Raw genomic sequence first — 25,837 nt, forward strand, 5'->3', positions numbered from 1 at the left:
AAGATGGTGGCATCTTTTTCATTGTTTCCTGCCATGTCTTTGCCCCACGCGCTGTTGACCTCCCTGTCCGAGCGAGCCGGTTCCGGCTCGGAACTGGCCCGGCGCTTCGATAAATCGATCGGCTTTTTCTGGGCCGCCACCCACCAGCAGATTTACCGGGAACTGGCGCGCCTGGAGCAAGCCGGCTGGATCGAATCCCTGCCCGCCGAGACGGGGCGCGGCCGCAAACGCGCCTACCGCGTGCTGCCGGCCGGCACCGCGGAACTGCGGCGCTGGGTTGCCGAGGGCGAAGATCCCCGCCCCCAGCGCGACGCGCTGATGGTGCGCATCCGGGCCGAGGCAGCCATCGGTCCGGCGGGGCTGGCCGACGAAATGCGCCGCCACCTGGCGCTGCATGAGGCAAAACTGGCCTTGTACAAGAGCTTCGAGCAACGTGATATGGCCAGCGAATCGGATTCACGCGAGCGAAAGCTGCAGTACGTGCTGCTGAAGGGCGGCATCGCACAGGAGGAGCTGGCAATCAATATGGCGCGCGAAGCCCTGCGCATCCTGGAAAGCTGAGCTATCGGAACTACAGAAAGTGTAGTCAGTGATATGCTCCAGGCAGGGGATTGCCGGGAGAAGAAATGCGTCGTCGCGCAGTTTTGGGTTTCGCGCTGTCTGGCCTGCTGCCAGCCTGGGTAGCTGCGCAGGCTTTGCCCGTGATGCATGTCTCCACCCTGGTGGGTGACGATCCTGCCGCCACCATTTCGGAACTGGTGCTGCGCGAAGCCTACCGGCGCGTCGGCCGCACACTGGCGGTACACCAGTTGCCAGGCGAGCGCTCGCTGATGTACGCCAATGACGGCAAGATGGATGGCGAGCTGTATCGCAAGCTTGGCCTGGACCGCGATTACCCCAACCTCGTCATCGTTCCGGTCCCCTTGCTCACCTTTGAGCTGGTGATCTTCTCGCGCGGTACGTCCTTCATCGTCAATGGCTGGGAAAGCCTGCGGCCTTACACGCTGGGCTTTATGCGCGGGAACAAGATCGCGCAGGAGAATACCAAGGGCATGAAGGTGGAACAGGTGCCGACCATGCAGCAGGCTTTCGAGAAGATGATGATGGGGCGCACCGACCTGGTGCTGGGCCATCGGGCTTCGGGCATGGCCGTGGTGCGCGCCCAGAAACTGGAAGGGGTGACCGTGCTGGAGCCACCGCTCTCATCCTTCCCGGTCTATCACTACCTGAACAAAAAGCACGAGGCGCTGGTGCCGGAGCTGACCCGCGTTCTGAAGCAAATGCAGGCTGACCGCACCATTGAACGCATCCAGAAATCCATACCAGGCCACTGACCGGTAATACCAGTGAGTAACTTGCATGATGCCGGTATCTACCGTTTAACAGAATGTCTCATTTGAGACATCGCCCGCTCCATTCGTATTTCCCCTATTTGGACGACCTTTTTTTACGCATGCATTTTTGCAACTGGTCTTATGCTGGTGACACTAATTAAAACCACTTGACTACCAATTGTCCGAATCCCATGCTGTCCCGACAACCACAACCGAAGAAGGAGGGGGAGCATGGAACGAAAGGTTTCGAGAAGTTTGCTGGTCGCCGGTTTGACGGGCAGCATGTTGGCGGCTTGCGGTGGCGGCAGCGATAGCGGCCAGGCGACGCAACAGCCAAAGACGCTTGCGACATCTGCGGTGTCGGAATCCTGTCCGGCATGGAGCAGCAGCGCGGTCTACACCGCCGGCATGTGCGTTACCTATAACGGCACGGTATACAAGGCCAAGTGGTGGACGCAGAACAATGTGCCAGGGACCGAGCAGTACGGGCCCTGGGAGGCGCAGGCGACCACGCCGACGCCCACTCCTACGCCAACGCCGACACCAACGCCGGATTGCCCGGCATGGAGCGCCAGCGCGGTCTATACCGGCGGCATGTGCGTGACCTACAACGGCTCCGTCTACAAGGCGAAGTGGTGGACGCAGAATAATGTCCCGGGCACGGAAGCGAACGGGCCGTGGGAGCTGCAAACGACCACTCCGACGCCGACGCCGACGCCGACTCCAACGCCAACGCCTACTCCAACACCCACGCCAACGCCTACGCCAACACCAACGCCGACGCCAACCCCGACTCCTACGCCGACCCCGACTCCTACGCCGACGCCAAACGGCCGCGAGATCGGTTCCTACTTCGCGCAGTGGGGCGTATATGGCCGCGATTACGAGGTGGCGGACATTCACACCACAAAGACGCCGGTGAACGGCGTGCAGACCAGCGTGGCTGACCAGCTCACCTTCATCAACTATGCCTTCGGCAATGTGTACCAGAAGAACGGCGGCTACGAATGCGACATGGTGACGAAGGCCGAAGTCGGCAACGACAACCCTTCATCGCCGGAAGCCGGCACCGGCGGCGACTCCTACGCCGACTACCAGCGCCAGCCCCGCCGTACCGTCAACGGCCAGTCCGTACCGTGGGATGCTCCGCTGTCCGGCAACTTCCTGCAACTCAAGCTGCTCAAGCAGCAACACCCGAACCTGAGGGTCTTCATTTCGCTGGGTGGATGGTCATGGTCGAAATTCTTCTCGGCCGCAGCCAAGACCGATGCGCTGCGCAAACAGCTCGCCAAGTCCTGCGTGAAGATGTTCATTGCCGGCGACCTGCCGATCCAGGACGGACGCGGCGGTCCCGGCGCCGCCAAGGGCGTGTTCGACGGCATCGACATCGACTGGGAATACCCGGGCGGCGGCGGCCAGCCATACAACACCGTCGACACGGTCAACGACAAGCGCAACTTCACGCTCCTGATGGCGGAGTTCCGAGCCCAGCTTGATGCGCAGGGCGCGACCGATGGCAAGCGTTATGCACTGACCGCTGCTATCGGCGCCGGCGTCGACAAGATCGCCAACACGGAGCCAAGCCAGTACGCGCAGTACATGGACTGGGTCAATGTGATGACCTACGACTTCCACGGCGCGTGGGAATCGACCACCAACTTCCACTCGCCGCTGTACCGCGACCCGGCCGACCCAGCGACCGGCAACCTGGCGAAGTACAACGCCAACGACGCGATCGCCGCGCTGACCGCAGCCGGTATGCCGAAGAACAAGATCCTGCTCGGGATTCCGTTCTATGGACGCGGCTGGAAGGGTGTCACGGCGGGCCCGAACGGCAATGGCCTATACCAGGCCGCCACCGGCGGTGCCGGCGGCACTTACGAAGGCGGTATCGACGACTATAAGGTCCTGCGCAACAAGACCGGCCAGCGCTGGTACCACCCGGTGACCAAGCAGTTGTTCCTGTACACCAGCACCGGCGAGTGGTGGAGCTATGACGATCCGACCGTGATCGGCACCAAGATGCAGTATGTCCGCGACCAGGGCCTGCGCGGCGCCTTCTCGTGGGAACTGGACGGCGATGCCAGCGGTGCGCTGACCAGCGAAGTCTGGAAAGGACGTTAATCGTCCATCCCTTGCCGGCGGCGGCCCCAACGCCGCCGGCTTTTCCCATTTGGAGACGCGTATGAAACGTCGTGCGACGGTGCACTCCCTTGGCATCAGCGACGAATGGCGGCGCTGGATCGCCGAAAACCTGATGTTGGGCCATTCGCCTGCAACGCTGGCCGGCATCCTCGGCCAGTCCGGCATTCCACCGCAACTCGCGCAAGCCGAGATTACGGCTGCGATGAACAGTCCCTACCTGCACGGCGTGCAACGCCTGCATAACCGGCTGGCCAAGCGTGACTGGCTGCTTGGCATCCAGGCGCGCCTGAACCGCATGGCGCCGCAGGAGGTGCCGCGCCGCGAGCGTTTGTCGACCGAGGCCTTCCTGCACGAGCATTACCTGTGCAACCGCCCCGTCATCATCACCGGTATGCTGGACGACTGGCCGGCACGCGGGAAATGGACTTTGGATTGGCTCGCCGCGCAATTCGGCGAGCGTGAAGTGGAAGTGCAGTTCGGCCGCAATGCCGATGCCGACTATGAGATGAACAGCATCGCGCACAAGCGCCACATGCCGTTCGGCGAGTATGTGGAACGGGTGCGCAGCAGCGGCAGCACCAACGATTTCTACATGACGGCGAATAACGACGGCCGTAACCGGCAGGCGCTGGACGAGTTGTGGCAGGACATGCCGCTGTTGCCGGAATACCTGGACGGCGAACGCAAAGGCTTCTTCTGGCTTGGACCGGCGGGGACCATCACGCCTTTCCATCACGACCTGACCAACAACTTCATGATCCAGGTGATGGGGCGCAAGCGCGTGCGGCTGATCGCCCCGTGCGAAACGCCAAGGCTGCAGAACCAGCGCCATTGCTTCACTCCCGTCGATGGGCGCGACATCGATCTGCAGCGCTACCCCTCGATGGCCGGCGTGCCTGTCCTCGACGTCGAACTGGCGCCCGGGGAAATCCTGTTCCTGCCGGTCGGCTGGTGGCACTTCGTCCAGGGACTCGACATCTCACTCACCATCTCGGCGACACACTTCCGCTGGGATAACGATTTCTACAGCAGTTATCCGAATAACCACGACTTCTAATAACGGAGACATGCATGAATTTTCGACCGAATTACTTGATGCTGGCGCTGGTCGGCAGCGCCATCGCCGGTTGCGGCGGCGGCAACGACAGCGGCCAGGCTGCCGCGACGACCCGCACCCTTGCATCCGCGACGGCTTCCGAAGCCTGCCCGGCCTGGAGCGCCAGCGCGACTTATACCGCCGGCATGTGCGTGACTTACAACGGTTCCGTCTACAAGGCAAAATGGTGGACGCAGAATAATGTGCCAGGCGCCGAACAGTATGGACCCTGGGAGTTGCAGGCGACCACGCCGACGCCGACGCCCACTCCTACGCCAACCCCGACACCAACGCCGGATTGCCCGGCATGGAGCGCCAGCGCAGTCTACACCGGCGGCATGTGCGTGACCTACAACGGCTCCGTCTACAAGGCGAAGTGGTGGACACAGAATAATGTCCCGGGCACGGAAGCGAACGGCCCGTGGGAGCTGCAGACGACTACTCCAACGCCTACCCCGACTCCAACGCCGACACCCACGCCAACCCCGACACCGACTCCCACACCTACGCCAACACCTACGCCAACACCGACGCCCACGCCGACACCGACACCGACTCCAACGCCCGTGGCATGCCGCCCCGACGGCCTGACCTCGCCGGTACCGAACGTGCCATACTGCAGCGTATACGACGCCAACGGCCGCGAAAAGCTGGCAAATGGCCTGAACCGCCGCATTGTCGGCTATTTCACGAGCTGGCGCACCGGCGCCAACGGCCAGCCGTCTTACCTGGTCAACGACATTCCGTGGCAGAACATCACCCACGTCAATTATGCTTTCGCCAGCGTCGGCACGGACAACAAGGTATTGATAGGCAGTGGCGCAAACAACCCGGAGACCGGCATCACCTGGCCGAACATCCCTGCTGCGGCGATGGACCCATCCCTGCCGTACAAAGGCCACTTCAACCTGCTCGCCCAGTACAAGAGAAAGCACCCGGGGGTGAAAATCATGCTCTCGGTCGGCGGCTGGGCCGGCAGCGGCGGTTTCTACACCGCCACCACCAACCCGGACGGCAGCATCAACACGGCAGGCATCAACACCCTGGCCGATTCGATGGTCGCCTTCCTGCGCCAGTACACCTTCTTCGACGGGATGGATATCGACTACGAGCATCCCACGACCAACAACGAGGCAGGCAACCCGCTCGACTTCCCGCTCTCCAAGCCACGCCTGGCCGGCCTGATGAAGAGCTACAACGTCCTGCTGAAAACGCTGCGTGAGAAACTCGACGCCGCAGCCGTGGCGGATAACAAGTACTACCTGCTGACGATCGCCGGTTCCGCATCAGGATGGGTGCTGCGCGGCGAGGAAAACCTGTCCGGCCTGAAGTACCTCGATTACGCCAGCTTGATGAGCTACGACCTGCACGGCGGGTGGAACCAGTACGTCGGCCCCAATGCAGCCCTGTTCGACGACGGCAACGACGCCGAACTGAGAGCCGGCAACGCCTACCAGTACGGCGGCATCGGCTACCTGAACGTGGACTGGGCCTACCGCTACTATCGCGGCGCACTGCAGGCAGGGCGCATTAACATCGGCGTGCCGTATTACACGCGCGGCTGGAAAGAGGTCACCGGCGGCACCAATGGCTTGTGGGGAACCAGCCCGATTGTCAGCGACCCGGTCGTTTGCGCCGGGGTGAAGACCTGCGGCAAAGGCGCTACGGGCATCGACAACGTCTGGCATGACCTAGATACCAACGGCAAGCCGGTACCGGGCGGCGGCAACCCGCTATGGCACGCACTCAACCTGCAGAACGCCATCGTGCCATCCTACCTCGATGCCTACGGCGTGACCGAGAAGACCATCACCGGCACCTACAGCCCGCAGTACAGCGCCACGATGGCGGCACCGTGGCTGTGGAACGCAACGCGCCAGGTCTTCCTTTCCACGGAAACGGCGCAGTCCATCGCAGCCAAGACCAGCTACGTCGTGAACAACGGCATCGGCGGCATCATGATCTGGGAACTGGCCGGCGACTATGCGTGGAATGCAGCGCGCAACGGCGGGGCGGGCGAGTACTTCATGGGCTACACGCTGACCAACAATATTGCGGCAGCCTTCCGCACGGCCGCGCCATACGGTGCAACGCGCGCTGAGACAGCCATGCCAGTCAGCACTGCAAAGGTCAGCATCTCCCTCGGCGGCTGGAAGCTGGGCGACAGCAACTACCCGATCAATCCTGTGATGACGGTGACGAACAACACCGCCACCACAATTCCGGGCGGCTCGGTGGTGGAATTCGACTACCCGGTTTCGGCGCCGGCCAATATGAGCGACCAGTCGGGTTACGGCCTGACTGTCATCAAGGCTGGCTACACAGGGCCGAATAATATCGGCGGCTTCAAGGCCAGCTTCAACCGCGCCAAGTTCACGATACCGGCATGGCAATCTCTGGCGCCTGGCGCATCGGTGTCGCTGACGCTGAACTACACCTTGCCGATCAGCGGTCCTTCCGCCTACACGATTACGGTAAACGGGGTGCGCTACGCGTTGAGCGAAGAGTATCCTGACCTGCCGGTGGCGCTTCAGTAAGCGAGGGGAAACGACATGAGAACTCTCACTTATGCGGCAGTTGCTCTGGTGCTGTCCGCCTGCGGTGGCGGCGGCACGGAGGGTACGGTCCCCGCGCGCACGCTGGCGCAGGGTATCGTGGCCAATGCCACGGCATCCTGCCCGGCGTGGAGCGCGAGCCAGGTTTATACCGCAGGCATGTGCGCCATCTACCAGAGCAAGCAGTACGAGGCGAAATGGTGGACGCAGGGAAATGCGCCAAGCCAAGCCGATACCTGGGGGCCGTGGAAATACATCGGCGACGCCACCGATCCGCCCACCGATCCAGGCGACCCGCCAACGCAACCCGGCGGCGTGCCGACCAGGGCGCAGGCCGAGGCGCGCGAACTGGCGCTGACCGACAACAACTTCTTCCGCAGCGTCAAGGCGTCGATACGGACGCTCGACAACGCAACGGTGGAGGCCGTGGCGCCCGGCGCAGCCGGCAATCCGGCCAATGTTAAGCGCGTTGAACGCCTGCTATCGTCGGCGAAATGGGATTACTACTTCTCCTTGCGCGAAGCGAGCTACGAATACCGGCGCTTCCTGCAGGCGGTAGCGAAGTTCCCGGCTGTGTGCGGCGACTACAGCGACGGCCGCAATGCCGACGCCATTTGCCGCCACTCTCTGGCCACCATGTTCGCCCACTTCGCCCAGGAAACCGGCGAGCACAATGCCAGCCTGCCGTTGCCGCAATGGCGGCAAGGCCTGAAATACCTGCGCGAGCTGGGATGCACCGAAGATGGCCCGGGCTGCGGCTACAACACCGAATGCGCCGACCCGGTGTTCAACACGGTCTGGACCTGCGGGAAGAACGCGGATGGCAGCTACAAGAAGTATTTCGGACGCGGCGCGAAACAGCTCTCGTACAACTACAACTACGGGCCGTTCTCGCAGGTGATGTTCAACGGCGACCAGTCGGTGCTGCTGAAGAACCCGGACCAGGTGGCATCGACCTGGCTGAACCTGGCATCCGCTACGTTCTTCTTCGTCTACCCACAACCGCCCAAGCCATCCATGCTGCATGTGATCGACGGAAGCTGGGTTCCCAACGCCAGCGATATCGCTGCCGGCGCGGGAAACAACTTCGCCACCACGATCATGATCATCAATGCGGAATGCGGTACCGGCAGCGAGAAGCCGGCGGCGCAGAACCGCATCGATTATTACAGGCAGTTCGCCGCGGACCTTGGCTGGAATGTGGCCGGCGAGCAGCTATCGTGCGCCACGATGCAGCGCTTCGGCCCATCCAGTTCCGCTGCCTACAACATCTATTGGGAGAAGAACTGGAACAGCGGCGGCGATTACCAGTGCCAGCTTGTGAGCTACCAGACGCCGTACAACGCGCTCATCGCCGGCAATTACGTAAAGTGCGTTGAGCGCAACTGGAACGTCACGCTCAACTAGGCTGGATCAGCGTTGCGCAGTGGCGCCGACCGTACCGAGGGATTCTGCCATTCGTACCATTCTCACGAATTCGGCACGATAACCGTCACGGTCGGCGCCGCGTGCGCCTTCCGCCAGCCTGGCGATGTCGCCGTAGCTGAAGTCCGCTACCTGCTGTTCGCCGCGCAAGCGCTGGCCAAAGGCCGCCACGGCAACGGCAAAGCGCTGATCATCCGGCGCTGCGTCGAGCGAGTCGCGGGCGCTGCCGGCACGTACCGCATGCTCAACCTGCTTGCTGGCCGCCTGGCCCGGCAGCTTGTAGCGCACCTTCACGAAGCACAGCTCTTCGTTCTTGCCCGATGCCTCTGCCTTCTTCCTGCCCGGCTGCTCATAGCGCAGCGGGTCGACCAGCTTGCCAGCGTTGGCGGCTGGCGTGACTTCGTAAATGGCGGTCACGGTGTGGCCGGCGCCCATATCGCCCGCGTCCACCTTGTCGTCCTTGAAATCCTGGCGGTTCAACATGCGGGTTTCATAGCCAACCAGGCGGTAGGCTGCAACTTGCGCCGGATTGAACTCGACCTGCACCTTTACGTCGTTCGCGATCGGGAACATGGTCGAACCCAGTTCCTGCGCCAGCGCCTTGCGCGCTTCCAGCAGGGTATCGATGTAGGCGGCATTGCCATTGCCGGACTGGGTCAGGCGCTGGATCAGGGCGTCGTTCAGGTTACCCATGCCGACACCGAATACCGACAGGTAGACGCCGGATTTGCGTTTATCGACAATGAACTTTTCGAGCTGTTTGGGATCGGTGATGCCGATATTAAAGTCGCCATCGGTCGCCAGGATCACGCGGTTCACGGCTTTCGGATCGAAATTGCGCTCGGCCTGGGCATAGGCGCGCTGCAGGCCGTCGCCGCCGGCGGTGCCGCCAGCGGCGCGCAGGTTATTGATCACGTCGATGATCTTCTGCTTGTCCTTGCCGCTGGTCGGCTCGAGTGCGACAGCGGTGCCGTTGGCGTAAGTGACGATGGAGACCATATCGTCATCGCGCAACTGCTCGGCGAACAGGCGGAAGCCTTGCTGCAGCAGAGGAAGGCGGTCGCGCGGGCCCATCGAACCGGAAACGTCCACCAGCAGCACCACGTTTGCGCGAGGGCGTGCGGCCGCCTTGATGTCATACCCTTTGACGGCAATGTGGACAAGCTGGTTGCCCTGCTGCCAGGGGCTTGGCATCACCTCGGTCGTCACAGCGAACGGCTGGCTCGCACTGGCCGGGGTGGCATAGTTGTATGGGAAGTAGTTGACCATTTCCTCCACGCGCACGGCTTGCTGCGGCGGCATGCGGCCATCGGACAGGAGACGGCGCACGTAGGCGTAGGAGGCGGTGTCCACATCGACGCTGAAGGTCGAAACGGGCTGCTCGCTTACCAGGACAGACTTGTTGCCGTCCTTGTCGGGGAACTTGTCGGCCGATTCCGGCAGGCGCGCGATATGCGGCATCGGCGCCGGCATGCCGGCCGAATAGTTCATCATCGGCGCCGACTTTGCGGCCTGCTCGCGGGTCCGGCCCGCACTGGCACTGCCGCCTGCACGCATGTCGGCCGTCGGCGTTGCGGCAACCGGGGCCGGCACCGGCATCGGTGCCTCGGCTGCCTGGTAAGGCCCATGCCGCGGCGGCAGGGTGCTGCAGGCTGCAAGCGTGAGCATGCCGGCTACCGCGACCGGGGCAAATGCCATGTTCTTTTTCATAGTGGACGTCCTCTGGAGTTATTGTCTTGCTAAGATGCTCCAGAGGCACGTCCGTTGCAACAAAGGTTACATCTTGTATCCCTTATGCCGTGACGACGCTCAGCACGACGTCGATGTTGCCGCGCACCGCTTTCGAGTACGGACAGATGGCGTCGGCCAGGTGGGCCACCTCGGTCACGGCGGCGTGGTCGGCGCCAGGTGCGAACACGGTCAGGCGCGCCTGCAGGAAGTATTCACCGCGGCCCTGGCCAAGATCCACTTCGATCTCGACATGGGTGCCAGCCGGCAGCGCGACCTTCTTTTCCTTCGCCGCCAGACCGACAGCGCCCGAATAGCAAGCCGACCAAGCTCCGGCAAACAACTGTTCCGCGAGCGGGTGCGGCTGGGTCGCCTGGATATCAAGCATGCGGCCCGCCGGGTTGCCAGGCGTGGTCAGGTGGAGATCCAGCCGGCCCTCGGGATTACCGGAAAAGATGGCGGAATCGACAGGCGTGGTGCGGGTTTTGCCAGTGGCGAGGACTTTGGTGATTTTGCTCATATATAGCTCCGTAAGGTCGTTAATTTCAATCGCATACGATGCAGTCGCATGCGATGAACAGGAGTATAGCCGCAAAGCCGCTGATGTCAAGCGGATTCGATTACATCGTGTGCGATATTTATTTCGCTGGTGTGCGCTTGGCCGAAGCGGAGACCAGCCACTCCTGAAGCTATCTGTCCAGGGACTTGGCCAGGTTATTGCGCAGTTTGAGCACGGCGTCGCGCGTCTCGGCGAATTCGTCGCCCGTCAGGCCGCATGCCGCGGAGAGGTCCGCGTTGAAGGCGCGTTCGCGCAGGGCGCGGCCCTCTCCGGTCAGGTTGACCAGGACCTGGCGTTCATCGGCTGCACTGCGCTGGCGCGTAACGTAGCCCATAGCTTCGAGCTTTTTCAGGATAGGAGTTAGCGTGTTCGATTCGAGGAACAGCTTCTCGCCCAGTTCACTCACCATCTGGTCCGATTCTTCATAGAGCGCGATGATGGTGATGTACTGGGTATAGGTCAGGCCCAGCATGTCCAGGATGGGCTTGTAGGCCTTGCCGAAGGTGAGGTTGGCCGAATAGATGGCGAAGCACAGGAAATCCGCAAGTTTCAGGTCTTGCGGCTTGGGTGCCGGCTTTGCTTTGCTCATGGTAGGTAATGACGTTGGTTCAACGCCACTACTTTACCATGTGGTCCGATTCAATCGGACCGGCGGCATTACAGGAAGCCGAGATCGCGCGTGCTGTAGTTGGACAGGTTCGGCAGCAGCGTAAGCAGTTCACTGTCGCTGGCGCCCAGCCATTTGCCCATGGTGGCCGCGAACTGGTCGACCGAAGTGCTTGGCAGCAGGCGGCCCTGGCCCACGTCGTCCGGACCATTATTGGCCACGGCCGGCGCGGTGCCGTAGAAGCGCTTGCCCTTGACCGCGCCGCCCATCATGAAGTGCATGCTGCCCCAGCCATGGTCGGAACCATCGTTATTGGCCACCAGCGTGCGGCCGAAATCGGAGGCGGTGAAGGTGGTCACCTTGTCGGACACGCCCAGTTCCACCGTCGCTTGGTAGAAGGCGGACATGGCATCGCCCAGCTTGGCCATCAGGCCCGGATGGACGGTGGCCAGGTTGTCGTGGGTGTCGAAGCCGCCCATCGAAACAAAGAATACCTGGCGCTTGGCGCCCAGGCTGCCGTTGGCGGAGATCATGCGGGCGACCATTTTCAGCTGGTCGCCCAGCGAGTTCGATGCCGGGAACACCGTCTGCAGCGCGGGCGCCGTAGCCAGGGCCGAAGTCAGTGCCGCGTTGGCATCCACCGAACGGCGCGCCACGCGGTTGTATTCGTTCTCCAGCGCGTGCGTGCGCGGCTGAGTGATCAAGGTACGCAATGCCTCGGTGGCGGAGGAGGAGCCGAACAGCGGCGACTTCAGGCCATTGAACTGCATCGAGCCATTGGACGACACCTGGTATTGCACCGCCGTCTTGCCTGCCATATAGACCGCATTGCCGGAGACGTTAACACAGGTGAAAGTGGCGTTGCCGTTGCCGGACTCGAACAGGTCGCCAAGCCGGCCACCCCAGCCCGTGCGCGAGCCTTCCGGCGCGGACGATTGCCAGATCGATTGCTGGTCGTTGTGCGAGAACAGTTTTGGCGGCAGCGGCACGGATTTGGCCTGGTATTGCGCTTTGCTGGTGGGCTGGATCAGCGGGCCCACGTTCAGCATGACGCCAAGGTGGCCGGCGTTGAAGATCGGGACCAGGGGCGCCAGCGCCGGGGCGAGCGCGAACTCGCGCGCCCCGCCGGACGAGTCCTGCACCGGGACCGATGGCGCCAGCGCCGTAGCCGCCAGGGCGTCGCGGGCATAGGCAATTGTCGGGCGCAATTGCTGGTACAGCGCATAGCTGGTGCTGTCGTACGGCACAACTGTGTTGGCGTAGTCGTTGCCGCCGTACAGGAAGACGCAAACCAGCGCCTTGTAATCGCTTGCGGTGGCTGCCGCCGCCTCGGCGATCGACATCAGGTTGATTGCCCAAGGCGCCGCCACACCTGCCACGCCGAGTGCCGATGCGCGCTTGAGGAAGGCGCGGCGCGAAGCTTGATTTGTCATGGTGGGAGCCTTTATTTCTGCACAATGAATTCAGGGGATGCCATCACCAGCGTGAGCGCTGCGTACACGCGGTTGGCGCGCGCTGCGTCAGTGCCGGTCGCCATGCCGGTGACGGCGTTGCGGATCAGGGCGACGGTGTCCACACCCAGTTGGCCGGCCGCCAGAACCAGGTTGATCTCGTCGATCAGCGCCGGTACGTTGTCGGCCAGGGGGAGCAGCGTCGAATAGTCGGCCTTCACGTCGCCGATGCCTTTGCTGATAGCGGTTTGCATGTAGTTGGCATAGCCGACCACACTGGTTTCGTTCACGATCTGGAACTCCGGCGCGACCACGCCCAGCGCCGGCGGCACGTAGCCGGGACGGAAGAAGTTGAACACGCTCGGCGAGCGCAGCGGGCTTTGCCCCAGGCGGAACGCAGGTTCGCTGGTGTTGCCGATGGCCCAGGCATCGCTTGGCGAAGTAACACTGTAAGCGCGCGCCCAGGCGCTAAAGCGCAGGATCGGTTCGCGCACCTTGCCGAAACTGGACGAGGTCAGGCTCGATGCGGAACGTGCTTCCGGGTCCAGCAGGATCGCCTTGATCACTGCTTTCAGGTCGCCTTTGACGCCGCTGCCGTTGTTGTCGAAGACGGCGGCCACGCGCGCCACATAGGCTGGTGCGGGGTTGCTGGTGACCAGGCGCTGGATCAGTTGCTTCGAAACGAATGGCGCCACGTTAGGGTGCGCGAAAATCGCGTCGAGCGCCTTGTTCAGGGCCGTCGCGGCGTCGACGCCGCTGGCGATGGTGGTGCCGAGGAAGATTTTTTCGCCGGGCTCGTATTTGCTTCCGACCTGGACCATCGGCCGCTTGCGGTAGTCCGGCGTATCGTTGGTGCCGCCGGCGAGATCCGAGTCCCAGCCGGTGAAAACGCGGGCCAGGCCGGAAATGTCGGCCTGGGTGTAGGTTTCCTGCTCGGTTGCCGTGCCGTCCGGGTTCAGTTTCACCAGGCCGATGGTGAAGAGCTGCAGGATCTCGCGCGCGTAATTCTCGTCCGGCATGGAGCCGGTCTTCGGATTGGCCTTGGCGTTGCCGCGATAGGTCAGGTACTCGCCCATGGCGGTCGACAGTGTGACCTGCTGCAGCAAGGTTCGGTAATTGCCGAAGGCGTTGGCCTCGAGGAGGTCCATGTAGGCGGCGCCGGTGAAGGCGCGCCAGGCTCCGGTAAAGCCGTCCAGCGAAGCGACAACGATTTCGGACAGGGCCAGCGTCACGCGCTGGCGCAGGGTATCGGGGGACTTCAGCAGCTTGAACCAGAGCGCTGCGTCGATACCGGCCTGGTTGTTCTTGTTCTCGATGGCGTTGAAGCCCTTGGCCATCAGCCAGTCCCAGCGTGATTGCGATGCCGGCATTGCCATTTGCTCGTCCAGCCACTTGCTGTAGCCGACAGCCTGCACCTTGGCCATCTGTTCACGCGTTGCGCCCATCGACGCCTGGGCGAGGAAGCGCGCGGCCTGGGCGCTGGCAATCGATTCGCCCAAGGTCTGCGGTACCGGGGAAGTGCTGCCGCCGTCGCTTTCACTGCCTCCGCCACCGCCGCCGCAGGCGGTCAGCAGCGCCGCCGCAGCGAGCGCCGCCGGGAGCTTTGGCAGGCTCTCGTTCTGTTCGATTGTGTCGTCCATTGTTGCCCCTTGGAAATTTCCTGGAGGGAGCAGTATAGCGAGAAATGCTTGGGTAAAACCTATCGTGCGCCGGGATTGTCTGATTTCTTCAACCCTGCGGAAGCTAGTCAGGAGCGACTTTTTTTATAAAAGTTATTAGGACGGTGCGGTTTGCCACCGCCAAGTTCTTTAATGTACTATTCGGCAATTGGGTGCGCGCGTCCTGTCCTGGATGCGCGTTAAACGGGAAACCGGTGACGCTGCCATATGCAGCCATTCCGGTGCAGCCCCCGCTGCTGTAAGCCTGACGACTTCGGAAACACGCCACTGCGCTTGCGCGGGAAGGCCCGAACGAGGATGAAGGCGAGCCAGAATACCGGCCCGATACTGCCAGCACTATTCTCCGGGGTGAAGGGAAGCCGCTGTCGACCGGCTTCCTGCGTCTTGTCCGCCCGCCTTGTCGACCGTCTTTTTTGCTCTCCCCTGAAAGTGCTCCCATTGACCATTCGACGGGAGGTTTCGAATGCACATCATGGAAGGTTTCCTGCCCCCGGCGCATGCGTTGGGCTGGGCAGCCGTCTCCATTCCGTTCCTGGCCTGGGGCTTGCGCAACATGTCGCGGGACCTGCGGCTGCATCCGGAACGGCGCATGCTGCTGGGCGTGGCTGCGGCCTTTGCTTTCCTGCTGTCGGCGCTGAAGCTGCCGTCCGTGACGGGAAGCTGCTCGCATCCCACCGGCGTAGGACTGGGCGCGCTGCTGTTTGGGCCGGCTGCGATGGTACCGGTGGGCTTCATCGTGCTGCTGTTCCAGGCCTTGCTGCTGGCGCACGGCGGCGTGACGACGCTCGGCGCCAATGTGTTTTCCATGGCGGTCGTTGGGCCGTTCGTTTGCTATGGCGTGTTTCGCACGGCGGCCGCCTTGGGCCTGTCGCGTTCCATGGCAGTGTTCATGGCTGCCTGCATTGGTGACCTGGCGACCTACCTGACAACATCGGCCCAATTGGCCTGGGCCTTTCCCGATCCGGTCGGCGGCATCGGCGCTTCGTTCGCCAAGTTCGCCGGCATCTTCGGCCTGACGCAACTGCCGATCGCTATCAGCGAGGGCTTGCTGTCCGTGCTGGTGGTGAATGCAATGGCGCGCTTCAATGCGCATGAGCTGCGCACGCTCCCGGTGATGGCGCTGGCGAAAGGAAAAGCGGCATGAAGGCGAGTACCGCCTTGCTGTGGGGGACCATCGTCCTGTTGACGGTGTTGCCGCTGTGGCTTGCTGCCGTGCCGCCGGCGGAGCCGGGGGCCGCGGCGCAAGAAGCATTCGCCGGCGCGGACGCGCGCGCGCAGCAGGCAATCAGCACGATCGCACCCGCCTACCAGCCTTGGTTTGCGCCGCCGTTCGAACCTCCGAGCGGCGAGATCGCGTCGCTGCTGTTTGCGCTTCAGGCGGCGGCAGGGGCGGGCGTAATCGGTTTCTGGCTCGGCATGTCGGTTGCGCGGGAGCGCGAGCGCCGGCGCGCGCACCCAGCGTCGGGGCGGGATACTGATGCGAATTGATGGCGCGGCCTACGCCTGCCGCTGGCAGGGCGTCACGCCGGCCGCCAAGGCGCTGTTCGCGCTGGCGGGGGTGGCTGCCGCCCTGATCGCCCTTAGCCCGGGCACGCTGGCCGTGCTCGCGCTGCTGTCGACGCTCGCCACACTTGCCGGCGCGCGCGTGCCGGTGCGCAGCTATTTTGCCGTGGCGGCAGCTCCGCTCGGCTTCCTTCTATTGTCCTGTTTGACGATGTTGTTCACACCTGCTGCCGGCGGCGGCTGGCGCTGGGCGCCGGAACTGCTGCCGGCTGTCGCGCACATTGCACTGCGCTCGCTCGCCACACTGGCTGCGGTACTCGGACTGGTGCTGGCTACGCCACTGCCAGACTTGCTGTCGTTGATGCGGCGTCTGCGTATGCCCGCGTTGCTGCTGGACCTGATGGCGCTGTGCTACCGCATGCTGTTCGTCCTGCGCCAGGCATGGAGTGAAGCCGGCACTGCGCAGGCGGCGCGCCTCGGGCATCGTGGCTTGCTCCAGCGCTGGCGGTCGACAGGCTTGCTGGCCGGACAGGTGGCATTGCAGGTATGGCAGCGTGCAACGGCACTGCAAATGGCAGCCGATGCACGCGCCTTCCAGGGCGGCCTGCGTTTCCTGCCTGCGTCCTTCCCTCATGCACGGCGCCATGTCGCACTGTCGCTGGTTGCGAGCGCGCTGCTGCTGGCATTTTCCTTGCGGGACAGGCTATGACTCCCTTGATAGGACTGGAAGCAGTGGAGCATGCGTTCGCCGACGGCAATTCCGGCCTGCGCGGCTGCAACCTGACGCTGCGGCGGGGCCGCCACGCGCTGCTCGGTGCCAATGGCGCCGGCAAAACGACGCTGCTCCTGCATTTGAACGGCTTGCTGCGCCCGACCGCCGGCAACCTGCGCTGGCACGGCCAGCCCTATGACTACAGCCGTCCTGGTTTGAACGCCTTGCGAAGCCGTGTCGGCCTGGTGTTCCAGAACCCGGACCGCCAGCTGGTCTGTGCGCTGGTCGAAGAAGACGTGGCATTCGGGCCGCTCAATCTCGGACTCGACGATGCCACGGTACGCGCACGCGTGGCCGCGGCGCTCGATGCGGTGGGGCTGGCAGGCTTCGGCCGCCGGCCCGTGCACCACCTGAGCTTCGGCCAGAAGAAGCGCGCCTGCATCGCCGGCGTCCTGGCCATGGAGCCGGAAGTCCTGCTGCTGGACGAACCGATGGCGGGCCTGGACGCGCCTACGCAGGCCGAACTTGAAGCATTGCTCAACCGCCTGGCAGCACGCGGCGTCACGATCGTGCTGTCCACCCATGACGTCGACTTCGCCTATCGCTGGGCCGACGAGATTCACTTGATGGCGACAGGCCGCTGCACCGCCTCTGCTCCAGTGCAGCAGCTGGCTTTGCAGCGTGAAGCGTTACGCGCCGCAGGCCAGCGCCTGCCGCAGGCAATGGCATTGCATGCCGAACTGGCAAAGCACGGCCTGCTTGCCGCCGGCCCGGCCCTGCGCAGCGTTGACGCCGTCCTGGCGGCACTCGCTGCGCAGCCAGTCCACGAACAAACAGGAGAACTACAGACATGACAACCGGCCCTGCAGGCAAAGTCTGGTTTATCGGCGCCGGTCCCGGCGATCCCGAACTGATCACAGTAAAAGGACAAAAGCTGCTCGCGCGAGCCGGCGCCGTGCTGTTTGCCGGTTCGCTGGTCGACCGCGCCGCGACACTGTACGCGCCGCCAGGCTGCGTCATCCGCGACTCGAAGGACATGACGCTGGAAGAGATGACGGCATGGCTGATCGAACAGACGCGCGTCCACGCCACAGTGGTGCGGCTGCAGACCGGCGACCCCGGCCTGTACGGCGCCCTGATCGAGATGGCGCGCCCGCTCAGCGCCGAAGGCATTGAATGGGCCGTGGTACCAGGCGTTTCGTCGGCCATGGCATCGATGGCTGCGGCCGGCGAATCCATGACCCTGCCCGAGGTGACACAAAGCGTGATTTTCACCCGTGTTGAGGGCCGCACACCCATGCCGGAAGGGGAGGACCTGGCCAGCCTGGCTGCACACCGCACCACCTTATGCATCTTCCTGTCGATCACCCTGATGTACAAGGTCGAAACGGCGCTGCGTGCAGCCGGCTGGCCGGAAGACGCACCAATGCTGGTGGTGCACAAGGCCAGTTGGCCGGGCGAGGAAAAGATCCTGCGCGGGACGCTGGCCGACATCAAACACCGCTGCCGCGAAGCCGGCGTAGCCAGCCAGGCCATGATCGTCGCCAGCCCGACGCTGGGCGCCCTGCACTGGGAAACCCTGGTGCGCTCCAAATTGTACGACCCAACTTTTACCCACCGATTCAGAAAGGCCAGCGCATGAACCAATCCATCATGATGCCAGCGATTGCAGCAGCGAGCGATACCATCCTCGTCGTCGGCCATGGCTCCCGCGAGGAGTCCGGCAACCAGGAGATCCGTGAATTCGTCGACATGTGGCGCGCCCGCCGTCCAGGCTGGCGTATCGAGCTGTGCTTCATCGAGTTCGCGCCGCCCGAGCTGAACGCCAGCTTGCAGGCAGTGGCCGCCAGTTCGCGCCGCGTGCTGGTCGTGCCGCTGATCCTGAACGCTGCCGGCCACGTCAAGATGGAAATTCCGGAGGCGCTCGAAGGCGCGCGCATCGCCTGCCCGCAGACGGAATTCCTGCTGGCGCCGCACCTGACTGCCTGCGATCCGGTGCTGGCCATCCTCAAGCGGCGCCTGCGCAAGGCAATGGGCATGCTGGACATGCCAGATCCGACCACAACCGGCGTGGTGCTGCTGGGGCGCGGTTCCTCCGACCGCGGCGCCAACGGCGAGATGGCCAAGATGGCGCGCTGGCTGCTGGAGGAAGGCGACCACGAACTGGTGGATCTCGCTTTTACCGGCATCACCTGGCCGCGCCTGGAGAAGGTGGTACAGCGCCAGGTGACGCTGGGCATGCGGCAGGTGGTGGTGCTGCCCTACTACCTGTACACCGGCACGCTGATGCAACGCATCCACCGCCAGGTCGATCACCTGCGCAGCCAGTACCCCCAGGTGCGCTTTGCCTGCAGCGAGCATTTCGGCTTCGAGGCCGAAATCTTCGAGTTGATGGACCAGCGCGTGGAAGACTTGCGCGCAGGCGCACCCGACAGCCGCCTGCCTTGCGATGGCTGCAGCTACCGCGAGATCGCGCACGACCTGGGCCACGGGCACTCCCATTCGCACACGCACGACCATGCGCCGGCGCACGCGGAGGCGCAGCCGGCATGAGCACCGTCAATACCGTTACCGAACAACTTACCCGCGCCGGCCAAGCGATCGAGCATGACAGCTTCGCCATCATCGATGCCGAAGTGGGCGTGCACACCTATACCGAATCGCAGTGGCCGATCGTGCGGCGCATGATCCACGCGAATGCCGATTTCGATTTCAACGGCCTGACCGACTTTCACCCGGCCGCTGTGCGGGCCGGCATCGCCGCCATGCTGGCAGGCGGGACCCTCGTGGTGGCCGACGTCGAAATGATCTGTTCCGGCCTGTCGCAACCGCGTCTGGCGCACTTTGGCATGAAGACGCACCAGTTCATCAGCGATCCGGACGTCATCGATGCCGCCAAGGCGCAAGACAGCACGCGCGCCGTGCAAGCCATGCGCAAGGCGCACCGGCTGGGCCTGCTGGAAGGAGCGATCGTCGGCATCGGCAATGCGCCCACAGCGCTGATCGAGCTGGTTCGCCTTATCCGCGAAGAGGGTGTGCGCCCTGCACTGGTGGTCGGCATGCCGGTCGGTTTTGTCTCCGCCGCCGAATCCAAGGACCTGATGGCGGAGGTGGCCGAGGTGCCATGGATCGTCATTCGTGGCCGCAAAGGCGGCTCGACGCTGGTCGTCGCGGCCCTGCACGCGCTGCTGGCACTGGCGGAGGCCAGGCAGAAAGCAGGGCAGGCATGAAGGAAAAAGCTGCGGCCGAACGGGGCACGCGCACCGGCTTTACGACCGGCGCCTGTGCTGCCGCCGCTGCGCGCGCTGCGGTGCTCGGCCTGGCCACAGGGCAGGTTCCGGAAGAGATCGATAGCCTGCTGCCCAACGGCAGCCGGGTGCGTTTTGCCGTCCATGACAGGCGTTGCGACGCGCAGTCGGCCCACGCCGTGGTTGTCAAGTTCGCCGGAGACGATCCGGATTGCACTGATGGCGCACACCTGACAGTCGACCTGCGCCTGTTGCCGGGACAGGCCGGCAACGTACTGTATGTGGCTGGCGACGGCGTCGGCACCGTGACCATGCCGGGCCTTGGGCTGGAGGTAGGCGGACCGGCGATCAACCCGGTACCGCGCCGCAATATCGCCGACAACCTGCGCGAAGCCGCGCCCGGCCTGCTGCAAGAGCACGGGATCGAGGTCACCATCAGCGTGCCGGATGGGCAAGTCATGGCACGCAAGACCACCAATGCGCGCCTGGGCATCCTGGGTGGCATCAGCATCCTCGGCACCACTGGCATCGTCAGGCCGTATTCGACGGCGGCCTGGCGCGCCAGTGTGGTCCAGGGTGTGCAGGTCGCTGCGACCACGGGCCACGAGGTGGTAGCTCTGACTACCGGCGGCCGCACGGAAACCTTTGCCATTGCCGCGCTGCGCGCCGAGCGCCCCGAGCTGCCGTCGGCCTGTTTCGTCCAGATGGGCGACTTCCTGCGCTATGCGCTGGATGAAGCAGCTTCGCAGCGCATCGGGCTCGTGGTGCTGGCCGTCATGGTCGGCAAGCTGACCAAGATCGCGCAGGGCGAAACCATCACCCATGCCAACCGCAGCGAAGTCGACACCGACCTGGTGGCGGAGATTGCGCGCCGTATCGGTGCCGCCCCCGAAGACTGCGCTGCCATCGCCGCTGCGGAAACCGCACGCTTTGGCGCTGAGTTGATGGTCGAACGCGGTCTGGGCGACGCATTCCACCACGCGCTGGCGCAAGCCGCCATCGATACCCTGACCGCACCCGAGCGCTATGGCCGTGCCTTCCAGCTGCGCGTGCTGGTGTGCGACTTCAGCGGCAACCAGGTCGCCGACGTTTGGTCCGCACCCGCAGTACCGCAAGAGCGGCCTGTCGACGCACGGCGCATCGGTATTGACCACATTCTCGACGTCGACCCCGAACCAATTCCCGAATGAACCAATGAACAACTGTATAACTGATCCCAATCCCTGTCATGTGATCGGTGTGCTGGATGACGGCGCGGCCAGCCTGAATGCAACCGCGCTGGCCTGGCTGCGCAATGCCGACGTCGTGATCGGCGGCGCCCGCACGCTCGCATTGCTGAAAGCCGAGTTCAAGCCCGGCGCCATCTGCCACGACCTGACCGCGCGGCTGAAAGACGTGCCGGAATGGGTGCGGGCTGCACGGGCCGATAACCTGTGCTGCGTGGTACTGGCGACCGGCGACCCGTTGTGCCACGGCATCGCACCTTATCTCGCGCAACACCTGTGCGTGCAGGCGCTGGATATCCTGCCCAACCTGTCGACGTTGCAACTCGCTTGCGCCCGTATCGGCCTGGCCTGGCAGGATGCGCGCATCATATCGGTGCATGCGCGCGACGCCGGCGAATGGTCGCGCGGCAGCACGCCAGGTCACGGCCTGTACGCGCTGGCCCAGGCGCTGCGCCAGCATTCGCGCCTGCTGGTGCTGACCAGCCCTGACAACAGTCCTGACCGCATCGCCCGGCTGCTGATGGCGGAGGGGCTGGGCGACGATTTCCACATGGCCGTGGCGGAAAACCTGCTGCAGCCGGAAGAACGCGTGCTGGCCGAGCTCAGTCCACGCGAAGCTGCCGGCATGCGGTTCGCCGCACTCAATGTGGCGCTGCTGTGGCGCGTGACGCCAATGCCGCGACCTGTGCGCTTTGGCTTGGCCGACGCCGAGTTCACGCAGCGGCAGCCGGAGAAGGGGCTGATCACCAAGCAGGAGGTGCGCGCCGTCAGCCTGGCGCGGCTGCAATTGCGGGCCGACAGCGTAGTGTGGGATATCGGCGCCGGGTCCGGCTCGGTGGGTCTGGAAGCGGCACGCCTGTGCCCGCAGGGCCATGTTTTTGCCATTGAGAAGAACGAGGAAGACTGCGCCATCGCGGGCCGCAACCACGCAGAATTCGGCCTTGCCAACTACAGCCTGTACCACGCCAAAGCACCCGAAGGGCTGGATGCCTGGCCAGATCCGGACGCGGTCTTCATCGGCGGCTCGGGCGGCGAACTGGCCGGCTTGATTGCCGGCGTGCTGCGGCGCCTGCGCGCGAACGGCACGCTGGTGATGAATTTCGTGACGCTGGAGAACCTCGCCACCGCCACTGCGGCGCTTCAAGCGCTGGAGGGCGAAGGCGTGAGCTGGGACGTCCTGCAATTGCAGGCCGCCCGCAGCAAGCCGATCCTGCACATGCACCGCATGGCGGCGGAGAATCCGGTGTGGATTGTCTGCGCATGCCGCGTGGGAGGGCCGGCATGAGCGGCACCTTGTGGGGAATCTCCCTCGGTCCCGGCGATCCCGGCCTGATCACGCGCGCCGCCTGGGAAGCGCTGCAGCGGCGCGACGCGATCTGGGTCTACCCAGCACGCAGCGGCAAGACGCCAAGCTACGCGCTGGATATCGCGCTGCGCGCCGGCCTGCAACCGCCAGCCGGGCATGAACTGCTGCTGTTCCCCATGACGCACGACGGCGAAAAGCTCGCACGCGCCTGGCTGAAAGCCGCCCAAACCGTACTGCCCTGGCTGCGCGCCGGGCGCGACGTGTTGTTCCTGGTCGAAGGCGACGCCAGCACCTACGCCACCTTCGGCCACCTGGCGCGCACCGTGCGCACGCTGGACGAAGAAGTACCCGTCGAGATCATCGCCGGCGTGAATGCCTTTACCGCTGCCTGCGCCGAGGTGCCGGTACCCTTCGCGGAACAGGACGACACTGTCGCCATCATTCCTGCCGCCTATGGCGTAAGCGCCATCGACCGCCTCCTGCCGGATTTCGACACCCTGGTGCTGATGAAGGTGAAGCCCCTGCTCGATGAGCTGATCGACTGGCTTGAGCATAAAGGCTTGCTGGCCGGCGCCCACTTCATCGAACGGGTCGGCGCACCGGACGAGCGCCGCTTCAGCGCCAGCGAAATCCTTGCCTTGCGCGGCACCAGAGTCAGTTACCTCTCGCTGCTGATCCTCAAACACCCGCATCGCGTTCGCGGCGAACGAATCAAGGGCTGCCTCAAAAAGGCCGGCCCGCAACCAACCTCCCTGGAGACTGCATGAGCAGCTTAACAATTGTCGATACGGCCGCCCCGCGCCTTTGCCTGGTAGCCATCACGAAACATGGCGCGGCGCAGGCCGTGCGGCTGGCCGCAGACTTGCCCGGCGCAGACATCTGCACGTCCGCCAAGTTCGCAGCGCAGTTTGCCGGTGCGCCGAACAAGGTGCGCGCCTACGACGGCGCCCTGCGCGACGAGATCGGGCCGCTGTTTGAAGGCTACGACCAGATTGTCTTCTTCGTATCGCTGGGCGCCGTGGTGCGCCTGATCGCACCACACCTGCGCAGCAAGGACGAAGATCCCGGCGTGATTGTGGTGGACGACGCCGGCCAGTACGTCATCCCGGTGCTATCCGGCCACGTCGGCGGCGCCAATGAATGGAGCGAGCGCGTGGCTGACCTGCTGGGTGCGGCGCCAGTGCTGACTACCGCTTCGGACGTCGGCCGCACGATTCCCGTCGATATCCTTGGCCGCCACCTTGGCTGGCGCGTGGAAGCGCCGAAGATCAACATCACTCGGGTCTCGGCCCACGTGGTAAACGGCGAGCCGATCGCCTTCGTGCAGGAAGCGGGGAGCCCGGACTGGTGGACCCGTCCCACGCCGCTGCCGGACAACATCCACTTCTTCCAACGCTTCGACGACGTGCTTCTGGAGCGCTACACAGCATTGTTGTGGGTAACGCATGCCGAAGTACCCGAGGAGCGCTGGAACGCGTTGCGCGAACGCCTGGTTGTATACCGGCCGCCGCTGGAAGGGAAAGCGTGAGCACCTTCACTGTCGGCCTGGGCTGCGACCGGGGCGCCATGCTGCAAACGGTTCGTGACGCCGTGGCGGCTGCGCTGCGCGAAGCCGGCGCCCTGCCTGGACAGGTGATTACTGCCGCCAGCATTACCCTGAAGCGCGATGAAGCGGCATTGCTCGCCTTCGCGCAGGAAGCCGGCTGGCCGTTGCATTTTTATCCGCCGGAGCAGTTGGCCGCCGTTCCGGTCCCCAATCCCTCCGAAACGGTGCGCCGCTATACCGGCACGCCTTCGGTAAGCGAAGCGGCCGCGCTGCTCGCTGCCGGGCCAGGCACGCCAATGGCCGCACTAGTAGTCGAAAAATTCAAACTCCGGGGCGCCGACAACCGCAATGTCACCGTCTCGATCGCAAGGAAGAACCCATGAACGCTCCATTAGAACAACCTGCCGCCGCGGGCAAGATCATGCTGGTCGGGATCGGTCCCGGCAGCGTGGACCACATGACGCAGCGCGCCCGAGAGGCCATCGCCGAAGCCGACGTGGTAATCGGCTACGTCACCTATATCAAGCTGGTGGCCGACCTCATTGAAGGCAAGGAGATCATCCGCAAATCGATGACCGAGGAGCTCGATCGCGCCGTCAGCGCGCTGGAAGCGGCGCGCGCGGGCAAGAAAGTAGCGCTGATCTCCTCCGGCGACGCCGGCGTGTACGGCATGGCGGGCCCAACCTACGAGGTGCTGTTCCAATCCGGCTGGACGCCGGAAGACCCCGTGCACGTGGAAATCATTCCCGGCGCATCGGCCCTGAATAGCTGCGCCGCCCTGGTCGGCGCGCCGCTGACGCATGACTTCTGCGCAATTTCGCTCTCCGACCTGCTGACGCCCTGGCCGACCATAGCGCGCCGCCTGGATGCGGTAGCGATGGCGGACTTTGTGGTGGCCTTGTACAACCCGAAAAGCGGCCGCCGCACGCGCCAGATCCTCGAGGCCCAGCGCCTGTTCCTTCGCCATCGCCGCCCCGACACGCCGGTCGCCATCGTCAAGAGCGCCTATCGCCGCCGCGAGAATATCGTGTTCACCACGCTCGACTCCATGGCCGATGCCGATATCGGCATGCTCAGCACCGTCCTGATCGGCAACAGCAATACCTTCGTGCGCAACGGCCTGATGGTGACCCCGCGCGGCTACGCGAACAAATACGATATGGAGGAGGGCGGGGCGACCCGTGACGGCGAACGTGCAGGCCGTTCGCTGTCGACCGGCTTGCTGGGATGGCTGGATACCCTGCGTGCCGAGCGCGAAGCCGGCGCCAGCATCGACATGCTGGCAGCGCAGTACCGCTTGCCGGCTGACTACATTCAGGCCACCCTAGACGAACCATGGGAGACCGAAACAAGCAACGAAACGGAAGGGAGCGAGGCATGAGCGATACCCCGGTAAAACCTAAGATCGGCGCCTACCACCGCCACCTGCTGGTCTGCACCGGCCCGCGCTGCACCGCAGATGGCCAGTCGCAAATCCTGTTCGATAGCCTTGGCGACAAGTTCAAGGCTGCGGGCCTGAACGAGGGCGACCTACGCGTGAAGCGCAGCCGGGTAAGCTGCTTCGCCGCCTGCAAGGGCGGCCCGATCGTCTGCGTCCAGCCCGACGGCACCTGGTACTACAATGTCACTCCCGAGAATATGGACCGTATCATCGACCAGCACCTGTGCAATGGACAGGCAGTTGAGGAGATCGTGTTCCATCAACAGTGAGAGAAGA

The 25,837-nt window shown here is 64.1% G+C and carries 25 protein-coding genes and 1 riboswitch; of the genes, 20 read left to right on the forward strand and 5 right to left on the reverse strand.

Annotated elements, in window-relative coordinates; translation table 11 throughout:
- The first annotated feature begins 33 nt into the window (after window positions 1-33).
- From ACWBU6_RS01500 to ACWBU6_RS01525, 6 genes are all read left to right on the forward strand, one after another.
- On the forward strand, window positions 34-561 hold the full coding sequence (locus ACWBU6_RS01500) for a PadR family transcriptional regulator (protein ID WP_452647128.1): 528 nt from the start codon (window positions 34-36) through the stop codon (window positions 559-561).
- Window positions 562-626: 65 nt separating this feature from the next.
- Window positions 627-1,334, forward strand: coding sequence for a substrate-binding periplasmic protein (locus ACWBU6_RS01505; protein ID WP_452647129.1), 708 nt, complete (start codon window positions 627-629; stop codon window positions 1,332-1,334).
- Between the two features lie 231 nt (window positions 1,335-1,565).
- On the forward strand, window positions 1,566-3,458 hold the full coding sequence (locus ACWBU6_RS01510; RefSeq protein ID WP_452647130.1) for a glycosyl hydrolase family 18 protein: 1,893 nt from the start codon (window positions 1,566-1,568) through the stop codon (window positions 3,456-3,458).
- 61 nt (window positions 3,459-3,519) lie between these two features.
- Window positions 3,520-4,536 carry a cupin-like domain-containing protein gene (locus tag ACWBU6_RS01515; RefSeq protein WP_452647131.1) on the forward strand — a complete coding sequence of 339 codons (1,017 nt, stop codon included), beginning with the start codon at window positions 3,520-3,522 and terminating at the stop codon, window positions 4,534-4,536.
- 14 nt (window positions 4,537-4,550) lie between these two features.
- On the forward strand, window positions 4,551-7,112 hold the full coding sequence (locus ACWBU6_RS01520) for a chitinase C-terminal domain-containing protein (RefSeq protein ID WP_452647132.1): 2,562 nt from the start codon (window positions 4,551-4,553) through the stop codon (window positions 7,110-7,112).
- A gap of 15 nt (window positions 7,113-7,127) precedes the next feature.
- The gene (locus tag ACWBU6_RS01525; RefSeq protein WP_452647133.1) at window positions 7,128-8,537 is read left to right on the forward strand and encodes a glycoside hydrolase family 19 protein; all 1,410 of its coding nucleotides are present in this window, start codon (window positions 7,128-7,130) and stop codon (window positions 8,535-8,537) included.
- Window positions 8,538-8,543: 6 nt separating this feature from the next.
- Here ACWBU6_RS01525 and ACWBU6_RS01530 read toward each other — a convergent pair whose 3' ends face one another.
- From ACWBU6_RS01530 to ACWBU6_RS01550, 5 genes are all read right to left on the reverse strand, one after another.
- Entirely contained in the window at window positions 8,544-10,265 is a 1,722-nt protein-coding gene (locus ACWBU6_RS01530) for a vWA domain-containing protein (protein WP_452647134.1), read from the reverse strand.
- Window positions 10,266-10,347: 82 nt separating this feature from the next.
- Complete coding sequence (locus tag ACWBU6_RS01535; RefSeq protein ID WP_452647135.1) at window positions 10,348-10,803, reverse strand: Ohr family peroxiredoxin; 456 nt, start codon at window positions 10,801-10,803, stop codon at window positions 10,348-10,350.
- A 169-nt stretch (window positions 10,804-10,972) separates the two neighbouring features.
- Window positions 10,973-11,431, reverse strand: a complete 459-nt coding sequence (locus ACWBU6_RS01540) for a MarR family winged helix-turn-helix transcriptional regulator (protein ID WP_452647136.1) — start codon at window positions 11,429-11,431, stop codon at window positions 10,973-10,975.
- A 68-nt stretch (window positions 11,432-11,499) separates the two neighbouring features.
- Entirely contained in the window at window positions 11,500-12,882 is a 1,383-nt protein-coding gene (locus ACWBU6_RS01545) for a DUF1501 domain-containing protein (RefSeq protein ID WP_452647137.1), read from the reverse strand.
- Between the two features lie 11 nt (window positions 12,883-12,893).
- Window positions 12,894-14,540 carry a DUF1800 domain-containing protein gene (locus tag ACWBU6_RS01550; protein WP_452647138.1) on the reverse strand — a complete coding sequence of 549 codons (1,647 nt, stop codon included), beginning with the start codon at window positions 14,538-14,540 and terminating at the stop codon, window positions 12,894-12,896.
- 174 nt (window positions 14,541-14,714) lie between these two features.
- Window positions 14,715-14,918, forward strand: a riboswitch (cobalamin riboswitch).
- A gap of 124 nt (window positions 14,919-15,042) precedes the next feature.
- Between ACWBU6_RS01550 and ACWBU6_RS01555 the strand changes: the two genes are divergently transcribed.
- Genes ACWBU6_RS01555 through ACWBU6_RS01620 form a run of 14 tightly spaced genes read left to right on the forward strand, consistent with a single transcriptional unit; the run spans window position 15,043 to window position 25,830 of the window.
- Window positions 15,043-15,723, forward strand: coding sequence for an energy-coupling factor ABC transporter permease (locus tag ACWBU6_RS01555; RefSeq protein ID WP_452647139.1), 681 nt, complete (start codon window positions 15,043-15,045; stop codon window positions 15,721-15,723).
- Window positions 15,720-16,067: an energy-coupling factor ABC transporter substrate-binding protein gene (locus ACWBU6_RS01560; RefSeq protein WP_452647140.1), complete on the forward strand. Its 348-nt coding sequence runs from the start codon at window positions 15,720-15,722 to the stop codon at window positions 16,065-16,067. The genes ACWBU6_RS01555 and ACWBU6_RS01560 overlap by 4 nt, the downstream gene beginning before the upstream one ends.
- Complete coding sequence (gene cbiQ, locus ACWBU6_RS01565; RefSeq protein ID WP_452647141.1) at window positions 16,057-16,791, forward strand: cobalt ECF transporter T component CbiQ; 735 nt, start codon at window positions 16,057-16,059, stop codon at window positions 16,789-16,791. Before ACWBU6_RS01560 ends, cbiQ begins: the two co-directional genes overlap by 11 nt.
- Complete coding sequence (locus ACWBU6_RS01570; protein ID WP_452647142.1) at window positions 16,788-17,648, forward strand: energy-coupling factor ABC transporter ATP-binding protein; 861 nt, start codon at window positions 16,788-16,790, stop codon at window positions 17,646-17,648. The genes cbiQ and ACWBU6_RS01570 overlap by 4 nt, the downstream gene beginning before the upstream one ends.
- The gene (cobM, locus tag ACWBU6_RS01575) at window positions 17,645-18,436 is read left to right on the forward strand and encodes a precorrin-4 C(11)-methyltransferase (RefSeq protein WP_452647143.1); all 792 of its coding nucleotides are present in this window, start codon (window positions 17,645-17,647) and stop codon (window positions 18,434-18,436) included. The genes ACWBU6_RS01570 and cobM overlap by 4 nt, the downstream gene beginning before the upstream one ends.
- Window positions 18,433-19,347: a sirohydrochlorin chelatase gene (locus ACWBU6_RS01580; RefSeq protein ID WP_452647144.1), complete on the forward strand. Its 915-nt coding sequence runs from the start codon at window positions 18,433-18,435 to the stop codon at window positions 19,345-19,347. The genes cobM and ACWBU6_RS01580 overlap by 4 nt, the downstream gene beginning before the upstream one ends.
- Window positions 19,344-20,024, forward strand: a complete 681-nt coding sequence (locus ACWBU6_RS01585; RefSeq protein WP_452647145.1) for a precorrin-8X methylmutase — start codon at window positions 19,344-19,346, stop codon at window positions 20,022-20,024. The genes ACWBU6_RS01580 and ACWBU6_RS01585 overlap by 4 nt, the downstream gene beginning before the upstream one ends.
- A complete protein-coding gene (locus ACWBU6_RS01590) occupies window positions 20,021-21,232 on the forward strand; it encodes a cobalt-precorrin-5B (C(1))-methyltransferase (protein ID WP_452647146.1) in 1,212 nt (403 codons plus the stop codon). Before ACWBU6_RS01585 ends, ACWBU6_RS01590 begins: the two co-directional genes overlap by 4 nt.
- 4 nt (window positions 21,233-21,236) lie before the next feature.
- The gene (gene cbiE, locus ACWBU6_RS01595; RefSeq protein ID WP_452647147.1) at window positions 21,237-22,553 is read left to right on the forward strand and encodes a precorrin-6y C5,15-methyltransferase (decarboxylating) subunit CbiE; all 1,317 of its coding nucleotides are present in this window, start codon (window positions 21,237-21,239) and stop codon (window positions 22,551-22,553) included.
- Window positions 22,529-23,341, forward strand: coding sequence for a precorrin-2 C(20)-methyltransferase (gene cobI, locus ACWBU6_RS01600; protein WP_452647148.1), 813 nt, complete (start codon window positions 22,529-22,531; stop codon window positions 23,339-23,341). The genes cbiE and cobI overlap by 25 nt, the downstream gene beginning before the upstream one ends.
- Window positions 23,338-24,102 (forward strand): cobalamin biosynthesis central domain-containing protein, encoded by a 765-nt coding sequence (locus tag ACWBU6_RS01605; protein WP_452647149.1) that lies wholly within the window; start codon window positions 23,338-23,340, stop codon window positions 24,100-24,102. Before cobI ends, ACWBU6_RS01605 begins: the two co-directional genes overlap by 4 nt.
- On the forward strand, window positions 24,099-24,503 hold the full coding sequence (locus ACWBU6_RS01610; RefSeq protein ID WP_452647150.1) for a cobalamin biosynthesis protein: 405 nt from the start codon (window positions 24,099-24,101) through the stop codon (window positions 24,501-24,503). The genes ACWBU6_RS01605 and ACWBU6_RS01610 overlap by 4 nt, the downstream gene beginning before the upstream one ends.
- Window positions 24,500-25,501 (forward strand): precorrin-3B C(17)-methyltransferase, encoded by a 1,002-nt coding sequence (gene cobJ / locus ACWBU6_RS01615; protein WP_452647151.1) that lies wholly within the window; start codon window positions 24,500-24,502, stop codon window positions 25,499-25,501. Before ACWBU6_RS01610 ends, cobJ begins: the two co-directional genes overlap by 4 nt.
- On the forward strand, window positions 25,498-25,830 hold the full coding sequence (locus ACWBU6_RS01620; protein ID WP_452647152.1) for a (2Fe-2S) ferredoxin domain-containing protein: 333 nt from the start codon (window positions 25,498-25,500) through the stop codon (window positions 25,828-25,830). Before cobJ ends, ACWBU6_RS01620 begins: the two co-directional genes overlap by 4 nt.
- Window positions 25,831-25,837: the final 7 nt, after the last annotated feature.

This window comes from Pseudoduganella sp. HUAS MS19 (genome assembly GCF_053615455.1).